The sequence below is a fragment of the Streptomyces sp. DH24 genome, from assembly GCF_029813775.1.
Taxonomy (GTDB): domain Bacteria; phylum Actinomycetota; class Actinomycetes; order Streptomycetales; family Streptomycetaceae; genus Streptomyces.
Map to the genome: position 1 here is coordinate 1 of NZ_JARVKW010000005.1, position 16,383 is coordinate 16,383.

Here is a 16,383-nt window from a genome sequence, read left to right on the forward strand (position 1 = left end):
GTCAGGGGCAGTGGTGACCAGCCCGCCGCCCGGCCCAGCCCCACCACCGGCGGATACACCGGGGACACGGCCATCACGTCCGCCGGGTCGCCCACCACCGGTGCCGCGCCCGGCTCGGGCAGCAGGACGACCTGGTCGGCGTACTGCACCACGCGTTCCAGGCGGTGTTCGGCCAGCAGCACGGTCGTCCCGAGGTCGTGCACCAGACGCAGCAGGACGGCCAGGACCTCCTCGGCGGCGGCCGGGTCCAGCGCGGACGTCGGCTCGTCGAGGACCAGCACGGACGGGTGCGGCGTGAGGACGGAACCGATCGCGACCCGCTGCCGCTGGCCCCCGGAGAGCGTCGCGATGGAACGGTCCCGCAGGTCGGCGAGCCCCAGCAGGTCCAGCGTCTCCTCCACGCGGCGCCGCATCACGTCCGGCGCCAGCCCCAACGACTCCATGCCGTAGGCCAGTTCCTCCTCGACGGTGTCGGTCACGAAGTGGGCGAGCGGGTCCTGCCCCACCGTGCCGACGAGGTCGGCGAGTTCGCGCGGCTTGTGCGTGCGGGTGTCCCGGCCGGCGACGGTGACCCGGCCGCGCAGCGTGCCGCCGGTGAAGTGCGGGACGAGGCCGTTGACCGCGCCGAGCACGGTCGACTTGCCGACGCCCGACGGCCCGGCCAGCAGCACGAGTTCGCCCTCCGGGACGGTGAAGTCGATGTCCCGCACGGTCGGTCCGGCCGCGCCGTCGTACGTCACGGAGACATCCTCGAAGCGGATCACGGCTGCTCCCTCGGCGGTGGGACGGGGACGGAGGCGGGGACGGGGGCGGGGACGGGGGCCGGTGCGACGAAGGCGGGCAGCAGGCCGAGCAGTACGGCCGCGGCCGGCCACACCGGGAGCGTGGGGGCGACGAGCGGGACGACCCCGGGGTGCAGGGCCCCCGGGTCGCGTACGGCGGCGAGCGCGAGCGCGGCGGCCACGGCGGCCCCGGACCCGGCGACCAGCCAGGCGCGGGCGCCCCAGCGGTCCGGCCGGTACCGGGTGCGCGGCGAACGGCGCCCGCCCAGCCACAGCCCCGCCAGCGCGGTCGCCACCCCGGCGAGCAGCACCGGCAGCCCGTACGTGCCGCCCTCCGCGGTCAGTGTCCCGTAGGTGCCCGCGCACACGCCGAGCAGGCCGCCCAGAGTGAGCGCGGCGGTCGTACGGCGCACGGCGGCGGGGACGCGGGCGGTGCGGCCGTAGCCGCGGGAGTCCATCGCGGCGGCGAGTGCGACCGAGCGTTCCAGCGCGCCCTCCAGGACCGGCAGGGCGACCTGGAGCAGGCCCCGCAGGCCCTTGTCGGGTCGGCCGCGCAGGCGGCGGGCGGCGCGCAGCCGCCGGACGTCGGCGATGAGGTTCGGGGCGAAGGTGAGGGCGACGACCACGGCGACGCCCGTCTCGTACAGGGCGCCGGGGAGGGACTTGAGGAGGCGGGAGGGGTTCGCGAGGGCGTTCGCGGCGCCGACGCAGACGAGGAGCGTGGCCAGCTTCAGGCCGTCGTACAGGGCGAAGACGAGCGGTTCCAGGGTGACGTCGCCGCCGAGGCGGATGCCCTGCGCCCAGGCGGGCAGGGGGACTTCGGGAAGCGTGAGGAGGGTGCGGGTGCCGGGGACGGGGGAGCCGAGGACCACCGTGAAGACGAGGCGGACGACCAGGACGGCGAGGGCGAGCCTGACGAAGGTGCCGTAGGAGCGGGACCAGGGGGTGTCGGGGCGGCGGGCCGCGACGACGTACGCCGAGACGGCGGTGAGGAGGGTGAGGAGCAGGGGGTTGGTGGTGCGGGTGGCCGCGATGCCGAGGCCCACGGCCCACAGCCACCAGGCCCCGGGGTGCAGCGGGGCGTGGGAGTGGTGCCGGAGCACCGGTCCCCGTGCCGGCGCCGGCGCGGCGGCGCCGCGCGGGTCAGACATGCCGGCGGCGTCGGGCCTGCCAGACGGCCGCCGCCGCGAGCAGCGCCACGGCCGCGCCGCCCGCGGCCAGACCCAGCGACGGGCCGCTGTCCGTGGCGGGCTGCCGCTTCCCGGCCGTCGTGTCCGACACCTGCTCCCCGCAGCCCGTCCTCGGGTAGCCGCCGATCGCGCACAGCAGGGCGTTCGCGTCGTAGCGCAGGGGCTTGGCCACCGCTGCCAGCGCGTCGGCCGTCGTCGCGTCGGGGGAGACGCTCGCGCAGGCCGTGCGCGGGGGCGGCGGGGTGTCCGCGGACGGGGCGTCCGTCCTGGTGCCGAAGTCGATGACCAGGGCGACTCGCTTCCTGCCCTCCCGCTCCGGGGTGGCCGCGCAGATCGCCGCGAAGCGGGCCTCGCCGCGCGGCCGGGCCGCGTCGCCGGAGTTCTCGCTCACCGCGAAGCGGAAGCCCTGGACGTCGCCGTCGGAGGGGCGGGCGGTCGCCGGGCCCTGGGTGGCGTAGGCCCAGCGGTCGCCGTCGCGGTCCCAGAAGGACCAGTAGCGGTAGCCGGCGGCCTGCGCCGGACCCGCGCCCGCGCACAGCACGAGCACGGCCAGGAGCAGCACCCAGGGACGGCGGCCGGTCACGGCTGCTGCTTCCGGTTGCGCCCGCTCAGCAGGAAGCCGAAGCCGATGCCGACGATCAGGCACACGCCCACGTACCACCAGACGCCGAACGGCGAGGAGTCGTCCTTCTGCTCGTCCTTCTGGTCCTTCTCGTCCTTCTGGTCCTTGCCGCCGTCCTCGGCCGCCGTCCCGCTCCGCGGGGCCGGGCCCGTCGCGTTCAGCTGCTCGACGAGGTTCCGGCCGCCGAAGTCGCGCGGGTCGGCGCCCGTGGCGTGCGACGCGAGGATCAGCTGGGCGTAGGCGGCGGGGCCGCTCTGCTTCGCCCAGGCGGCGGAGTTCTTCCGCAGCCAGTCGAGGGACGTGCCCGCCCGGTCGGTGGCGCCGTACGCGGCGAGGGCGACGACGGCGTCGGCGGTGTTGCCGAAGTCCGGACCGCCGGCCCCGGCGAGGGTCAGATGGCCCTTGCCGGCAAGGGACTTGGTGAGGTAGGCGACGCCGTTGGCGGCGGCCCGCTCCGGGGTGGCCCTGCCCGTATCGGCGCAGGAGGTCTTCGCGGCCGTGCCGGTCTTCTCGCCAACCTCGACCACCAGGCCCTTGCCGAGGGCGCCGAGGACACCCGCGGCGGTGGCGTCGGCGTTGGCGGCGAGCTCGCCCTTCTTGTCGGGCTGGAAGGCGAACGCGCCGCCGTCCTCACCCTCGCAGGGCAGGGCGAGCCCGAGGAGGGCGTCGTAGGGGGACTTGCCGCCCTTCACGACGTCCGCGGGCTTCTCGCCGGCCGCGGCGAGGGCGCCGACGACGACGGACGTGGAGTTGGTGTCGCTGGCCCCGCCGGGGGCATAACCCCAGCCGCCGTCCTCGTTCTGCACGGACTTCAGCCAGTCGACGGCCTTGCCCGCGGCGGCGTCATGACCGCCGAGCGCGGTGAGGGCCTGGACGGCGGCGGCCGTGTTGTTGGTGTCGACCATCGTCTTGGCGTCGCAGGGCTTGGCCGCGTCGGCGCGGAACGGGGCGAAGGCGCCGTTCGCGCACTGCTGCCGCAGCAGCCAGTCGACGGCCTTCGGCGCGGGCCGCACGCCCACCGTGTGCTGGGCGAGCAGCGCCAGGGACTGCCGCCAGACACCGTCGTACGTCGGGTCGGCCGGGCCGTACTGGCCGGAGGGGAGGACCGCGGACGGCGACGGGGACGGGTCGGCGGCGGCCGGTGCGGCGGCACCGATCACGGCGGTGGCGGCCAGGACCGCGGCGCTGCGGCGGACGTTCATGATCGGCGGGTGCCTCTCCCTGTGGGGGAGCCGGACAGCACGGGGCACCCCCGGCGGCTCGGCTCCGTGTACCTCGACGGTGCCGTGCTCCGGCACGGCGCCGGGCACGCGAGCCGTTCACTGACCGTACGGGGCGATCCGGCTCACCACCTGGGTGGTTCACGGTTGCGGGTCAGCGCCGGAATTGCACCGGCTTTCCCCCGTACGGGTGTGATGACGACTCGCCACTCTACCCGCCCGTAGGGAGGCGGCAGCGGTGAGGCGGGCGGCTCCCCGTCCCCGCTGCCGGTTCCGGCTACCGGTCCTGCCCGGCCGCCGGGAGGTCGATGAGGCGGCACGCCGTCTCGATGTCGGCCTGCACCTCGGCCATCGACGCCCGGCCCGACAGCCAGGTGATGAGCGTCGAGTGCCAGGTGTGCTCGATGACGCGGATCGCGGAGAGCTGGTCGGGGGTCGGTCTCGGGCGGCCCGTGGCCTCCAGGATGATCGCCGTGGTCCGGCGGGAGACCTGTTCCACCTCCGGGCTCACGCTGCGGTCGGCGAACGTCAGGGCGCGCACCATCGCCTCGGCCAGGTGCGGTCGGCGCTGGAGCGAGTGGAAGGCGCGCATCAGGGTCTCCGCGACCCGCTCGGCCGCCGTCTCGCCCGCCGGCGGGTGCTTGCGGAGCGTGCCGTGCAGCCGGGCCAACTGGTCCTGCATCGTGGCGACCAGCAGGTGGATCTTGGACGGGAAGTAGCGGTACAGGGTGCCGAGGGCGACCTGCGAGGACTCCGCGACCTCCCGCATCTGCACCGCGTCGAACCCGCCCCGCGCGGCCAGTTGCGCGGTCGCGCGCAGGATGCGGCGGCGGCGCGCCTCCTGCCGTTCGGTGAGCGGGGCGGCGGCCGGTCGTGCCGCGCCCGCCTCCGCTGTGGATCCCGCAGCCATGGTGCCGTCCCGTCCGTTCCCGTGCGTTCCCGTGCGTTCCGTGACAGTCGGTGAGGGCGAGTGATCGCGCGGCATGCCGGGGTTGCGCGCCGTGGCGCGAATCACCCGGTCCACTGGCCACAGCGCCCCTACCTGCCGGTAGATTCGGAGCCTCTTGAACGATCAAGTCTGAAACTTGTTCTAGATTAGCGTCCCGTCGTAATCTCGCGGGACAGTGCAGGCAGAAGGGGGCCCAGAGTGACCGCTGAGGCCAGGGAGGCGGCGCCCCCGGAGGGCCCCGCTGCCGACGGCAGGCGACCGCTCCGCATCGCGCTCCTCACGTACAAGGGCAACCCGTTCTGCGGCGGCCAGGGCGTCTACGTCCGGCACCTCTCACGCGAACTCGCCCGCCTCGGGCACCGCGTGGAGGTCATCGGCGCGCAGCCGTACCCCGTCCTCGACGACCTCGGCGCGGGCGGCGACGGACCGGTCCTCACCGAGTTGCCCAGCCTCGACCTCTACCGCCAGCCCGACCCCTTCCGCACCCCGAAGCGGGACGAGTACCGCGACTGGATCGACGCCCTCGAAGTGGCCACCATGTGGACCGGCGGCTTCCCCGAGCCGCTCACCTTCTCGCTGCGCGCCCGCCGCCATCTGCGCGCCCGGCGCGGCGACTTCGACGTCGTCCACGACAACCAGACGCTCGGCTACGGCCTCCTCGGCGACATCGGCGCGCCCCTGGTGACCACCATCCACCACCCCATCACCGTCGACCGGCAGCTCGAACTCGACGCCGCCGAGACCCGGCGCCGCCGCTACGCCGTGCGCCGCTGGTACGCCTTCACCCGCATGCAGAAGCGCGTCGCGCGCCGGCTGCCGTCGGTGCTGACCGTCTCCGGCACCTCCCGCCAGGAGATCGTCGACCACCTCGGCGTGCGCGACGACCGCATCCACGTCGTCCACATCGGCGCCGACACCGACCTCTTCTCGCCCGACCCCTCGGTGCCGAAGGTGCCGGGCCGGATCGTCACCACGTCCAGCGCCGACGTGCCGCTCAAGGGCCTCGTCTTCCTGGTCGAGGCGCTGGCGAAGGTACGCACCGAGAACCCCGGCGCCCACCTCGTCGTCGTCGGAAGGCGGCCCTCGGGCGGGCCCGTCGCGCAGGCGGTCGAGCGGTACGGGCTCGACGGCGCCGTCCGGTTCGTCAAGGGCATCTCGGACGCCGAACTGGTCGACCTGGTCCGCTCGGCGCAAATCGCCTGCGTGCCGTCGCTGTACGAGGGGTTCTCGCTGCCCGCCGCCGAGGCCATGGCCACCGGCACGCCGCTGCTCGCCACGACCGGCGGCGCGATCCCCGAGGTCGCCGGCCGCGACGGGGAGACCTGCCTGGCGGTGCCGCCCGGCGACGCGGGCGCGCTGGCCGCCGGGCTGAGCCGGCTGCTGGGGGACGCCGAGTTGCGCGCGCGGCTCGGCGCGGCCGGTCGTGAGCGGGTGCTGCGGCACTTCACGTGGGCGCGGGCCGCCGAGGGCACGGTGGCCCGCTACCGGGAGGCCATCGCCGCCGCGTCCCGCACCGCCCCCGGCGCTCCCGCCGCAGCTCTCACCCCCGATGTTGATGGCGTCTACCCCGAAAGCAGGGCCACGTGCTGACCGTCGACTTCTCCCGGTTCCCCCTCGCACCGGGCGACCGTGTCCTGGACCTCGGCTGCGGTGCCGGACGGCACGCGTTCGAGTGCTACCGGCGCGGTGCGCGGGTCGTGGCGCTGGATCAGAACGGCGAGGAGATCCGCGAGGTCGCGAAGTGGTTCGCGGCGATGAAGGAGGCCGGTGAGGCGCCCGAGGGCGCGACCGCCACCGCCATGGAGGGCGACGCCCTCGCGCTGCCCTTCCCGGACGAGTCCTTCGACGTCGTCATCATCTCCGAGGTGATGGAGCACATCCCCGACGACAAGGGCGTCCTCGCCGAGATGGTCCGCGTGCTCAGGCCGGGCGGCCGGATCGCCGTCACCGTCCCGCGCTACGGCCCCGAGAAGGTCTGCTGGGCGCTGTCCGACGCCTACCACGAGGTCGAGGGAGGCCACATCCGCATCTACCGGGCCGACGAACTCCTCGCGAAGCTGCGCGGGGCCGGCCTCAGGCCGTACGGCACGCACCACGCGCACGCGCTGCACTCCCCGTACTGGTGGCTCAAGTGCGCCTTCGGCGTCGACAACGACCAGGCGCTGCCCGTGCGGGCGTACCACAAGCTGCTGGTCTGGGACATCGTGAAGAAGCCGCTCGCGACGCGGGTCGCCGAGCAGGCGCTGAACCCGCTGATCGGCAAGAGCTTCGTGGCGTACGCGACCAAGCCGCACCTGCCCCGCGTGGCCGAGGCGGACGCCAAGTGACCACTCCCCGGACGGAACACCTGGTCCTGCCCGGGGTGCTGACCGCCGAGCAGGCCGCCGAGACCGTGCGCGGCATCCTCGACGTGCAGCGCGAGGACGGCGCCGTCGCGTGGTTCCGGGGGCACCATCTGGACCCGTGGGACCACGTCGAGGCGGCGATGGCGCTGGACGCGGCCGGTGAACACGAGGCCGCGGAACGGGCGTACACCTGGCTGGCCCGGCACCAGAACGAGGACGGCTCCTGGTACGCCGCCTACGCCGACGGCGACGCGCGGGACGTCACCGACCGGGGCCGGGAGACCAACTTCGTCGCGTATCCGGCCGTCGGCGTGTGGCACCACTACCTGTCCACCGGCGACGACACGTTCCTGGACCGCATGTGGCCGGTCGTCCACGCGGCCGTCGAGTTCGTGCTGCGGCTCCAGCAGCCCGGCGGCCAGATCGGCTGGCGGCGCGACGACGACGGCACCGGCACCGCGGACGCGCTGCTGACCGGCTCCTCCTCGATCCACCACGCCCTGCGCTGCGCGCTCGCCATCGCGGAGCAGCGCGAAGAACCGCAGCCCGACTGGGAGTTGGCGGTCGGCGCGCTGCGGCACGCGATCCGCAGGCACCCGGAGCGGTTCCTCGACAAGGACCGCTACTCGATGGACTGGTACTACCCGGTGCTGGGCGGCGCCTTGACGGACGCCGAGGCCAAGTCCCGTATCGAGGAGGGCTGGGACAGGTTCGTGGTGCCCGGTCTCGGAGTGCGGTGCGTGGTGCCCAACCCGTGGGTGACCGGCGGCGAGTCGGCCGAACTGGCCCTGGCGCTGTGGGCGACGGGCGAGTCCGACCGCGCGCTGGAGATCCTGCAGTCGATCCAGCACCTGCGCGACCCGGATACCGGGCTGTACTGGACGGGTTACGTCTTCGACGACGGGGTCATATGGCCGCGGGAACTCACCACCTGGACGGCCGGTTCCCTGCTGCTCGCGGTCGCCGCGCTCGGCGGTCACGACGCCACCTGCGCGGTCTTCGGCGGGGAGCGCCTGCCGTCGGGGCTCGACCCGGACTGCTGCGACTGACGACGGGTCGTACGGTGCCGCCGGCCGACGGCAGATCCGTACGGCGTGGGCGCCGCGTCGCCCGGTCTCAGTGGCGGTGGACGCGGTTGGCGATCGCGTGGCCCACGAACAGGTAGACCACCGCGGCCAGTCCGTACCCGGCGACGACCCGGGCCCACTCCTCGTCGAACGTGAACAGGTCGTGGGACCAGCCCGCGAGCCAGCGGGCGACGTCGTGGACGAACTGCACGAAGGCGTTCGCGCGGTTCGCGTCCAGCAGGTACATCAGGATCCACAGGCCCAGGATGAGGGCCATGACGTCGGCGACGACCGCGATGACCGTGCCGGCCTGACTGGCGCTGGTGCGATATCGAGGGGACATGCCCGTCGAGTAGCCCTGGCACACCGGACGAAACCCGAACGGGCCCCGGCGGGCGGCGGTTTGCGGCCGGCCGGACGACACTGCGGGAGGAAATGTCCCGCATGCTCACGGAAGGCCCGGTGCCCGTATGCCGCAGATCGACGCATCGGTAATGTAGGTGTTGAGTACACCGATATGTGCGGGGCGGGTCGCCGCCGCGTGCGGCGCGGCACCGGCGACCGCTGAAGCCGAAGACGTCACGCCGGCCCCGAGACACCGACGACACGGAGAGAGACCCCATGATCTTCATCACGGCGAAGTTCCGGGTGCTGCCCGAGCACGCGGACCAGTGGCCGGACATTTCCGGCGACTTCACGCGGGCCACCCGCGAGGAGCCGGGCTGCCTGTGGTTCGACTGGTCCCGCAGCGTCGACGACCCCACCGAATACGTGCTCGTTGAGGCGTTCCGCGACGACGAGGCGGGCGCCGCGCACGTCCGGTCCGCGCACTTCAGGGCCGCGCAGGAAAAGCTGCCGCGGTACCTCGCCGCGACGCCGCGCATCGTGAACACGACGCTGGAGCAGAACGACTGGTCCGAACTCGGCGAAATGGCCGTCGAGTAGTCCGGTCAGCCGGTCCGGTGAGCGCGCAACGGCCGACGGCCCCCGCCCGCGAAGGGCAGGGGCCGTCGGCCGTTACGACGTGCGTCGCGCGTCAGCCGCGCTGGATGCCCGACGTGTCCTGCAGGACACCGCGGCGGCCGTCCTGCGTCTGCGCGACCAGGGCCTGACCGCGCTGCTCGACGGCCAGGTACCAGGTGCCCGGCGCGAGTTCGGCGATCGGCGTGGGCGAGCCGTCCTCCGGGAACAGCGGCCGGGGCACCGGCACGGCGAACCAGAACGGCGAGAAGTCCCCGGCCGGCTGACCCGGCTGCGGCTGACCGCCGTAGGGCTGGCCCGGCTGCGGCTGACCCTGCTGGGGCTGACCGCCGAACGCGGGCTGCTGCGCACCCGGGTAGCCGTAGCCGCCCTGCGGCTGAACGCCGTAGGGCTGCGGGGCGGCCGGACGCGGGGCCGGGACGAGGCCACCCTGGAGGGCGGGGAGCAGCGGCGTGGCGACGGCGGCACCGGCCAGCACCAGGGCCGCGATGAAGCCGAGGATGAGGCCGGCCGCGGCGCTGGCACCCTCCCCGACGTCCACCAGCATCCAGAACAGGCTCCACGCGACGAGAACCGTGAACGCGGCGCCGACCGTCCCGAGGTCGAGTCCGGCGACCTTGCGGGGCTGCGGGAGGCAGCGGTTGACGACGATCAGGGCGGCACCGATGACGCCGCCCACGTACAGGCCGAGGCCGGTGCCGAGGTTGTCCCACGCGGTGGCGTCCAGGCTGTACCCCTTGACGGTGTACAGGTCGAGGAACGACGCGATGAACAGCAATACCGCTGCTCCGATCACCACGCCGTCGCCTCGAGTGAGGGAGCGGATATTCACTTCAGGTCCTTCGTAGGTCGTCTCGTCGTCGGTAGAGGCGTCGCTGTCACCGTGTCGCCCTGAGGCCCGGGTGCGAAGCGCGGGGGTGGCCCCTCATCGTAAGGACGACACTATCGTCCGCCCGGTTGAGGTGTCCGCAGGGATCCGCCTGCCGACCGCTACCCGCGCAGGAAACTCACGATTCCCTCAGAGATGCCCTGCGCCGCTTTCTGCCGCCAGGCGCCGCTGGTCAGCAGCGCCGCGTCCTTGCTATCGCGCATGTTGCCGCACTCGATGAACACCTTGGGAACTGTTGACAGATTGAGACCACCGAGATCCGTGCGCGTGACGAGACCGGTCCCGTCGCCCACGTAGTTGGCCGGGGCGCTGCCGGTGGCACGGACGAACTTGCCCGCGACGCGCTCGCCGAGGTCCCGGGACGGGCCGACGATGGGCCGGGTGTCGGCGGCGCCCGCGTGGACGCTGCCGGGCAGGATGACGTGGAAACCGCGGTTGCCGGCCGCCGAGCCGTCGGCGTGCACCGAGACGACGGCGTCGGCACGCGCGGCGTTCCCGATCCGGGCCCGCTCGTCCACGCACGGCCCGAACGGACGGTCGGCGTCCTGCGTCAACTTCACGGTGGCACCCTGCTGTTCCAGCAGCTCACGCATCCGGTGGGCGACGTCCAGTGTGAACTTCGCCTCGGTGTAGCCGTCGTTGGTCGCCGTGCCCGTCGTGTCGCATTCCTTCCAGCCCGTCCCGATGTTCACCTGGCGGTTGATCTCGGAAGGGTGCTGGAAGTTGGCCGGGTTGTGCCCGGGGTCGATGACGACGACCTTGCCCTTGAGCGGCCCGGAGCCGGCGGGCGCGGACGCGGAGGGCGAGGGCTCGGTGATGGAGGGGGAGGGCGACGCACCGGCCTCCTTGCCGTCGTCACCGCTGCCCGGGGCGGACCCGCCCGCCGTCACCGCCGGAGACGACGCCACAGCCGCCCCGCCGGAACCACCCCCCGTGTCCCCGACCGCCTCGTACACGAGCCAGCCGAGCAGCGCCCCCGGCAGCAACGCGGCCACCGCCACGATCATCGGCCGCCGGGACCGCGAGGAGCGGGAAGGTTCGAATTCCGGGCCTGCGTACGACACGTCAGCGACTCTAACCGCGCTCTCGGATCCCCGCTCCCGTTCGCCGCAGCACCCGTAGCGAACCGGTGACGGACGTCTCCGTGAAGGCGCCCGAGGCCAGGGCCCGGAGGTAGACGCGGTACGGGGCCTGGCCGGTGAACTCGTCCACCGGGTCCGGGAACACGTCGTGGATCACCAGCAGGCCGCCCTCCGCCACATGGGGGGCCCAGCCCTCGTAGTCGGCGGTGGCGTGCTCGTCGGTGTGGCCGCCGTCGACGAAGACCAGGCCGAGCGGCGCGTTCCACAGCCGCGCGACCTGCGGGGAGCGCCCGACCAGGGCCACCACGTGGTCCTCCAGGCCCGCCCGGTGCAGCGTGCGGCGGAAGGTGGGCAGCGTGTCCATGACGCCGAGCTCGGGATCGACGGTCCCGGGGTCGTGGTAGTCCCAGCCCGGCTGCTGCTCCTCGCTGCCGCGGTGGTGGTCCACCGTCAGCGCGGTGACGCCGGTCTGCCGGGCGGCGTCCGCCAGCAGGATCGTCGAGCGCCCGCAGTACGTGCCGACCTCCAGCAGCGGAAGCCCGAGCCGTCCGGCCCGCACGGCCGCCGCGTACAGGGCCAGGCCCTCGTCCACGGGCATGAACCCCTTCGCCGCCTCGAACGCGGCCATGATCTCCGGCTCGGGTGCCGCCGACATGGGGTCCTGCCTTTCACTCCGGTCAGTCCGGTCAGTCCGGTTCGCGCCTGGCCGGGCGGTGCACCCGGGCGGCTCCATGCTGCCGCACCCCCGCCGGGCGTCCGACAGGGGGTGCGCGGAGTGCGTATTGCGCATTGCCGACGCGGTGACCGGCCGTCGGGCCGTGGGCGTCGTCGTGCCGTGAGGTCGTGGTGCCGTGGTGCCGTGAGGTTCTGGTGCCGTGGTGCCGTGGTGCCGTGGTGCCGTGGTGCCGTGGTGCCGTGAGGTCGTCAGGCCGTCAGGCCGTCAGGCCGTCAGGCCGTGACTGTCTCGCCCGGCAGGGCCAGGTCCAGGTCGACCGGCCGTTCGTCGCCCGCGTGGGTCGCGGCGGAGGCGAGCGGCGCGTGGCCCCGGGCGCGGGCGGCCAGCACGTACGCGCCCCGCGCCGGTACGGAGAGCGCGTAGCTGCCGTCCTCGGCGGACAGCGTCGCGCCCGCCTGGCGGCCGTGCCGGTCGATCAGCGTGACCTTGGCGCGCGCGACCGGCGCCCCGCCCGCGTCCACGACCCGGCCGCGGAAACCCCGCAGGGCCTCCTCGGCGCGCGCCAGGTTCGCGTCCTCCTCGCTGCTGGCGCGCAGCTGCGGCAGGCCGGACGGGCGCCGCCCCGGCAGGAACAGGGCGAGGACCAGGCCGACGGCCACCGCCGCGGTCGCGATCAGGAAGGACAGCCGGAAGCCCTCCATGGTGGGGATCTCCACACCACCGACGGAGTCCGCGGTGTTCGCCAGCACCATGCCGATCACGGCGCTCGACGTGGATGTGCCGATGGAGCGCATGAGCGTGTTGAGGCCGTTCGCGGCGCCCGTCTCGGAGGCCGGTACGGCACCGACGATCAGCGCGGGCAGCGACGAGTACGCGAGACCGATGCCGGCGCCCAGCACCACCGAGGTGACGACGGTCTGCCAGGCGGCGTCCATCAGGCCGAGGCCGCCGCCGTATCCGATCCCGATGACGATCATGCCGATGATCAGCGTCGTCTTCGGGCCGTACCGGGCGGACAGGCGGGCGTAGACCGGGGCGGTGAACATCATCGTCAGGCCCAGCGGCGCCACGCACAGACCGGCGACCACCATCGACTGGCCCAGCCCGTGGCCGGTGGCGGTGGGCAGCTGGAGCAACTGCGGCAGGACGAGGGAGACGACGTAGAAGGAGACACCGACCATGATCGACACGAGGTTGGTGAGCAGGACCTCGCGGCGGGCCGTGGTGCGCAGGTCGACCAGCGGGGCGGCCATGCGCAGCTCCATCACGCCCCACAGCAGCAGCACGGCGAGGGCCGCGCCGAACAGGCCGAGCGTGGTGCCGGACGACCAGCCCCAGGCGCTGCCCTTGGTGATCGGCAGGAGCAGCAGGACGAGCCCGGCGGTCAGGCCGACGGCGCCGAGGACGTCGAAGGTGCCCTTGGCGCGCGCCGGCGACTCGGGCACCACCAGGAGCGTGAGCGCGATGGCGACGACGCCCAGCCCGGCGGCGCCGTGGAAGAGGACGTGCCAGTCGGTGTGCTGCGCGACCATGGCGGCCAGGGGCAGCGCGAGACCGCCGCCGACGCCGATCGAGGAGCTCATCAGCGCCATCGCCGAGCCGAGCTTCTCGCGGGGCAGCATGTCGCGCATCAGACCGATGCCGAGCGGGATCGCGCCCATCGCGAAGCCCTGCAGCGTACGGCCCACGATCATGGGGAGCAGGGCGCTGGTGAAGGCGCTGACCAGCGCGCCGACCACCATGACGGAGAGGCTGGCGATCAGCATCCGCCGCTTGCCGAACAGGTCGCCGAGGCGGCCCATGATCGGCGTGGCCACGGCGCCCGAGAGCAGTGTCGAGGTCAGGACCCAGGTGGCGTCGTCCGCCGAGGCGTCCAGCAGCAGGGGCAGGTCCTTGATGACGGGGACGAGCAGCGTCTGCATCACCGCGACAACGATGCCCGCGAAGGCGAGCACCGGGACCACGGCCCCGCTCGCTCTGCCTGCGGACTGGTCGGTCGTCGTGAGCGTCATGGAATGAGGCCTCCAGGCCGAAGGTCGGTGAGTGGACGTGATGTGACGTGAGCGGACGTGAGTGGACGTGGGGCGGGCACGAGGAATCCGGCCGGGGTGGGCAGGAGGACCCCGGTCGGGACGGGTACGGAGATCCCGGCCGGTACGTGCAGCATGAACCCCGTCCGCTCGGGCAACTATTCCGTTGCTTTGGCGGCCTAACGAAATCTTGACCTTCTCTTGGCGTTGCCGACGCTTCCGGAACACACACCTCCGGTGCCGGTGCCGGTGCCGGTGACGCTGGCGACGGTGGCGGTGTGGTGGCGTGCGGCTGTCCGCCGTCGCGGCGCCCGGTCGCCTGGCGGGTCCGGAAAACGGAGCCTCGCGCGGACGCCGGCAGGGGGCCTCGACGGACCCTGGCGGCGCCGTGCGGACCGTCTCCCACCGACCCGGGAGTGATCCCCCACCGGCCCTCCCCGCACCCCGGAGAACGCCCCCACAACAGCTCGGGACAAGGTGTCCACATGTGCTCTGACCTGGGCTTTCATTGCCCTTGGCCATAGGATCGCGGGGACGCGGAAGGGGGGCGGATGGACCGGCACATACGCACTGTCGACGACGTACTCGCGCTCCTGGACGACCTGTTCGCACCGGACGCCGACCGCTGGACCGGGCGCGGCGGCGCCGACTGGTGGGACGGCTTCTACGCCGACCGTTCCCGCCAGGTGCCGTTCTTCGTGGCGAAGCCCGACGAGAGCCTCGTGGCCTGGCTCGACCGCGGCCTCGTCACCCCGGGCCGCGCCCTGGACCTGGGCTGCGGACCCGGCCGCAACGCCCTGCACCTGGCGGCGCACGGCTTCGCCGTGGACGCCGTGGACCTGTCGCCGACGGCCGTCGACTGGGCGCGCGAGCGTGCCCGGGAAACCGGCGCCGCGCGCGTGCGCTTCCACTGCGGCGACGCGTTCGCGCTCGCCGGTACGGAACTGCCCGGCCCCTACGACCTCGTGTACGACTCCGGTTGCTTCCACCACCTGCCGCCGCACCGGCGCGTCAGTTACCTCGCCCTGCTCGACCGGGTGCTGGCCCCCGGCGGCACCTTCGCGCTGACCTGCTTCGCGGCGGGCGGCATGGGCTCCGAACTGCCGGACGCGGACTTCTACCGCCAGGGCCGGCTGCACGGCGGCCTCGCCTACACCCCGGAATCGCTGCGTCACATCTTCTCGGGCCACCCGGAGCCGGATCTCACGGAACTCGAACTGCGCCGCATGCGTGCCGAACCCGAGGACTCACCGCACTTCGGGGCGGACTTCCTGTGGACGGCACTGTTCCGGCGGGTGCGGTAGCCGGCCGGGGCGGGTCCCGGCGCCGCCGCCAAGCTGGGAGTGGGAGTGGGAGTGGGAGCCGGCTCTGGCGCCGGGCCCGTTCGGGGGTCGGAGCGGCCCCGGCGGTCGGAGTCGGTCCCGGCGGTCGGAGTCGGTCCCCGCCGGGCCGGAGCGGGCCGACCGTCGGGCAGAGTGGCCCACCGAGGTTCCGGGCAGCGCGTGCCCCGCCCGCCCTCCCGCCCGTCACGACGGCCGACCCCCGACAGGAGTGCCATGACCATCGACGTCGACAAGGCCCTCGGCGCCGCACCCCGCGTCGAGGAGATCTCCTGGAGCGACCGGGACGTGCGGCTCTACCACCTCGGCATCGGCGCGGGCGTCCCCGCGACCGACCCCGCCGAACTGCGCTACACCCTGGAGTCCCGCCTGTGCGTCCTGCCGAGCTTCGCGACCGTCGCCGGCGGCGGGCCGCCCGGGGTGATCGGCGCACTGTCCATGCCGGGTGTCGACGTGGACCTGGCGGCCGTACTGCACGCCGGTCAGAGCCTGCGCCTGCACCGGCCGGTCCCCGCCGCCGGCACCGCCACCGCCACGTCGCGCGTCGTCGCCGCGCACGACAAGGGCAAGGCGGCCGTGCTCGTCATGCGGACCGAAGTGGCCGACGGGGGCGGCCCGTTGTGGACGTGCGACGCGGAGGTCTACGTACGCGGCGAAGGCGGCTGGGGCGGTGCACGCGGGCCGTCCGCCGCACCCGAACAGCCCCCCGGTGAGCCTGACTCGACGGTGGAGCGGGCCGTCCGCCCGGACCAGGCGCTGCTCTACCGGCTGACCGGTGACGACAACCCCCTGCACGCCGACCCGGAGTTCGCGCGGGCCGCGGGCTTCGAGCGGCCCGTCCTGCACGGGCTGTGCACCTACGGCATGACCCTCAAGGCGGTCGTGGACACGCTCCTCGCGGGCGAGGCGGGCCGGGTGCGGGCGTACCGGGCGCGGTTCGTGGGCGTGGTGTACCCGGGGGAGACGCTGCGGGTCCGGATGTGGCGCGGGGCCGGAGAGGCGCGGGCGGAGGTGAGCGCGGTCGAGCGGGGCGACGTGCCCGTACTGGGGAGCGGGCGGGTCCGGTACGCCTGAGCGCGCGATGCGGGGACCCGCCCGCCGCGTGACGGGCGCAATGCGAAGGCCCCGCCCGCCGCGTGACGGACGCGATGCGAAGGCCCCGCCCGTCGGGTGACGGGCGGGGCCGTGTGACACCGAGGGCCGGTCGGTG

General features: G+C 73.9%; 16 protein-coding genes and 1 riboswitch. Of the genes, 6 read left to right on the forward strand and 10 right to left on the reverse strand.

Annotated features, from left to right (window positions below; all coding sequences use genetic code 11):
• The 5 genes from QC282_RS05220 to QC282_RS05240 all read right to left on the reverse strand — a co-directional run.
• Positions 1-764 (reverse strand): ABC transporter ATP-binding protein (locus tag QC282_RS05220; protein ID WP_279547998.1); only part of this gene is annotated, 764 nt, incomplete at its 3' end.
• On the reverse strand, positions 761-1,933 hold the full coding sequence (locus tag QC282_RS05225; protein WP_279547999.1) for a CbiQ family ECF transporter T component: 1,173 nt from the start codon (positions 1,931-1,933) through the stop codon (positions 761-763). The genes QC282_RS05225 and QC282_RS05220, both read right to left, overlap by 4 nt.
• Positions 1,926-2,555 carry an SCO2322 family protein gene (locus QC282_RS05230; RefSeq protein WP_279548000.1) on the reverse strand — a complete coding sequence of 210 codons (630 nt, stop codon included), beginning with the start codon at positions 2,553-2,555 and terminating at the stop codon, positions 1,926-1,928. Before QC282_RS05230 ends, QC282_RS05225 begins: the two co-directional genes overlap by 8 nt.
• Positions 2,552-3,796, reverse strand: coding sequence for a terpene cyclase/mutase family protein (locus tag QC282_RS05235; protein ID WP_279548001.1), 1,245 nt, complete (start codon positions 3,794-3,796; stop codon positions 2,552-2,554). The genes QC282_RS05230 and QC282_RS05235 overlap by 4 nt, the downstream gene beginning before the upstream one ends.
• Positions 3,797-3,933: 137 nt before the next feature.
• A riboswitch (cobalamin riboswitch) is annotated at positions 3,934-3,990 on the reverse strand.
• Between the two features lie 101 nt (positions 3,991-4,091).
• Positions 4,092-4,724 carry a TetR family transcriptional regulator gene (locus QC282_RS05240; protein WP_279548002.1) on the reverse strand — a complete coding sequence of 211 codons (633 nt, stop codon included), beginning with the start codon at positions 4,722-4,724 and terminating at the stop codon, positions 4,092-4,094.
• A 237-nt stretch (positions 4,725-4,961) separates the two neighbouring features.
• Here QC282_RS05240 and QC282_RS05245 point away from each other — a divergent pair, with 237 nt between their 5' ends.
• The 3 genes from QC282_RS05245 to QC282_RS05255 are packed head-to-tail and all read left to right on the forward strand — an operon-like array spanning position 4,962 to position 8,157.
• Entirely contained in the window at positions 4,962-6,353 is a 1,392-nt protein-coding gene (locus QC282_RS05245; RefSeq protein WP_279548003.1) for a glycosyltransferase family 4 protein, read from the forward strand.
• The gene (locus tag QC282_RS05250; protein ID WP_279548004.1) at positions 6,347-7,090 is read left to right on the forward strand and encodes a class I SAM-dependent methyltransferase; all 744 of its coding nucleotides are present in this window, start codon (positions 6,347-6,349) and stop codon (positions 7,088-7,090) included. The genes QC282_RS05245 and QC282_RS05250 overlap by 7 nt, the downstream gene beginning before the upstream one ends.
• On the forward strand, positions 7,087-8,157 hold the full coding sequence (locus QC282_RS05255; RefSeq protein WP_279548005.1) for a terpene cyclase/mutase family protein: 1,071 nt from the start codon (positions 7,087-7,089) through the stop codon (positions 8,155-8,157). The genes QC282_RS05250 and QC282_RS05255 overlap by 4 nt, the downstream gene beginning before the upstream one ends.
• A gap of 67 nt (positions 8,158-8,224) precedes the next feature.
• Here the strand turns inward: QC282_RS05255 and QC282_RS05260 are convergent, their stop codons facing one another.
• Entirely contained in the window at positions 8,225-8,518 is a 294-nt protein-coding gene (locus QC282_RS05260; RefSeq protein ID WP_279548006.1) for a hypothetical protein, read from the reverse strand.
• Positions 8,519-8,796: 278 nt separating this feature from the next.
• Between QC282_RS05260 and QC282_RS05265 the strand changes: the two genes are divergently transcribed.
• Positions 8,797-9,120, forward strand: coding sequence for a putative quinol monooxygenase (locus QC282_RS05265; RefSeq protein ID WP_279548007.1), 324 nt, complete (start codon positions 8,797-8,799; stop codon positions 9,118-9,120).
• 91 nt (positions 9,121-9,211) lie between these two features.
• Here the strand turns inward: QC282_RS05265 and QC282_RS05270 are convergent, their stop codons facing one another.
• The 4 genes from QC282_RS05270 to QC282_RS05285 form a co-directional block, all read right to left on the reverse strand.
• A complete protein-coding gene (locus QC282_RS05270; RefSeq protein ID WP_279548008.1) occupies positions 9,212-9,955 on the reverse strand; it encodes a DUF5336 domain-containing protein in 744 nt (247 codons plus the stop codon).
• 191 nt (positions 9,956-10,146) lie between these two features.
• Positions 10,147-11,109 carry an N-acetylmuramoyl-L-alanine amidase gene (locus QC282_RS05275; RefSeq protein ID WP_279548009.1) on the reverse strand — a complete coding sequence of 321 codons (963 nt, stop codon included), beginning with the start codon at positions 11,107-11,109 and terminating at the stop codon, positions 10,147-10,149.
• Between the two features lie 10 nt (positions 11,110-11,119).
• Complete coding sequence (locus QC282_RS05280; RefSeq protein WP_279548010.1) at positions 11,120-11,782, reverse strand: class I SAM-dependent methyltransferase; 663 nt, start codon at positions 11,780-11,782, stop codon at positions 11,120-11,122.
• A gap of 293 nt (positions 11,783-12,075) precedes the next feature.
• A complete protein-coding gene (locus tag QC282_RS05285) occupies positions 12,076-13,815 on the reverse strand; it encodes an MFS transporter (protein WP_279548011.1) in 1,740 nt (579 codons plus the stop codon).
• Between the two features lie 569 nt (positions 13,816-14,384).
• On the opposite strand from QC282_RS05285, the gene QC282_RS05290 reads away from it, so the two are divergent.
• Both QC282_RS05290 and QC282_RS05295 read left to right on the forward strand, forming a co-directional pair.
• Positions 14,385-15,137 (forward strand): class I SAM-dependent methyltransferase, encoded by a 753-nt coding sequence (locus QC282_RS05290; RefSeq protein ID WP_279548012.1) that lies wholly within the window; start codon positions 14,385-14,387, stop codon positions 15,135-15,137.
• Positions 15,138-15,389: 252 nt separating this feature from the next.
• On the forward strand, positions 15,390-16,247 hold the full coding sequence (locus QC282_RS05295; RefSeq protein ID WP_279548013.1) for a MaoC/PaaZ C-terminal domain-containing protein: 858 nt from the start codon (positions 15,390-15,392) through the stop codon (positions 16,245-16,247).
• Positions 16,248-16,383: the final 136 nt, after the last annotated feature.

Bases quoted from the DNA above. Each gene is read 5' to 3' on its own strand.
- QC282_RS05240 (WP_279548002.1), bottom strand. From the start codon at position 4,724: ATGGCTGCGGGATCCACAGCGGAGGCGGGCGCGGCACGACCGGCCGCC.
- QC282_RS05260 (WP_279548006.1), bottom strand. From the start codon at position 8,518: ATGTCCCCTCGATATCGCACCAGCGCCAGTCAGGCCGGCACGGTCATC.
- QC282_RS05285 (WP_279548011.1), bottom strand. From the start codon at position 13,815: ATGACGCTCACGACGACCGACCAGTCCGCAGGCAGAGCGAGCGGGGCC.
- QC282_RS05235 (WP_279548001.1), bottom strand. From the start codon at position 3,796: ATGAACGTCCGCCGCAGCGCCGCGGTCCTGGCCGCCACCGCCGTGATC.
- QC282_RS05290 (WP_279548012.1), top strand. From the start codon at position 14,385: ATGGACCGGCACATACGCACTGTCGACGACGTACTCGCGCTCCTGGAC.
- QC282_RS05280 (WP_279548010.1), bottom strand. From the start codon at position 11,782: ATGTCGGCGGCACCCGAGCCGGAGATCATGGCCGCGTTCGAGGCGGCG.
- QC282_RS05295 (WP_279548013.1), top strand. From the start codon at position 15,390: ATGACCATCGACGTCGACAAGGCCCTCGGCGCCGCACCCCGCGTCGAG.
- QC282_RS05265 (WP_279548007.1), top strand. From the start codon at position 8,797: ATGATCTTCATCACGGCGAAGTTCCGGGTGCTGCCCGAGCACGCGGAC.
- QC282_RS05225 (WP_279547999.1), bottom strand. From the start codon at position 1,933: ATGTCTGACCCGCGCGGCGCCGCCGCGCCGGCGCCGGCACGGGGACCG.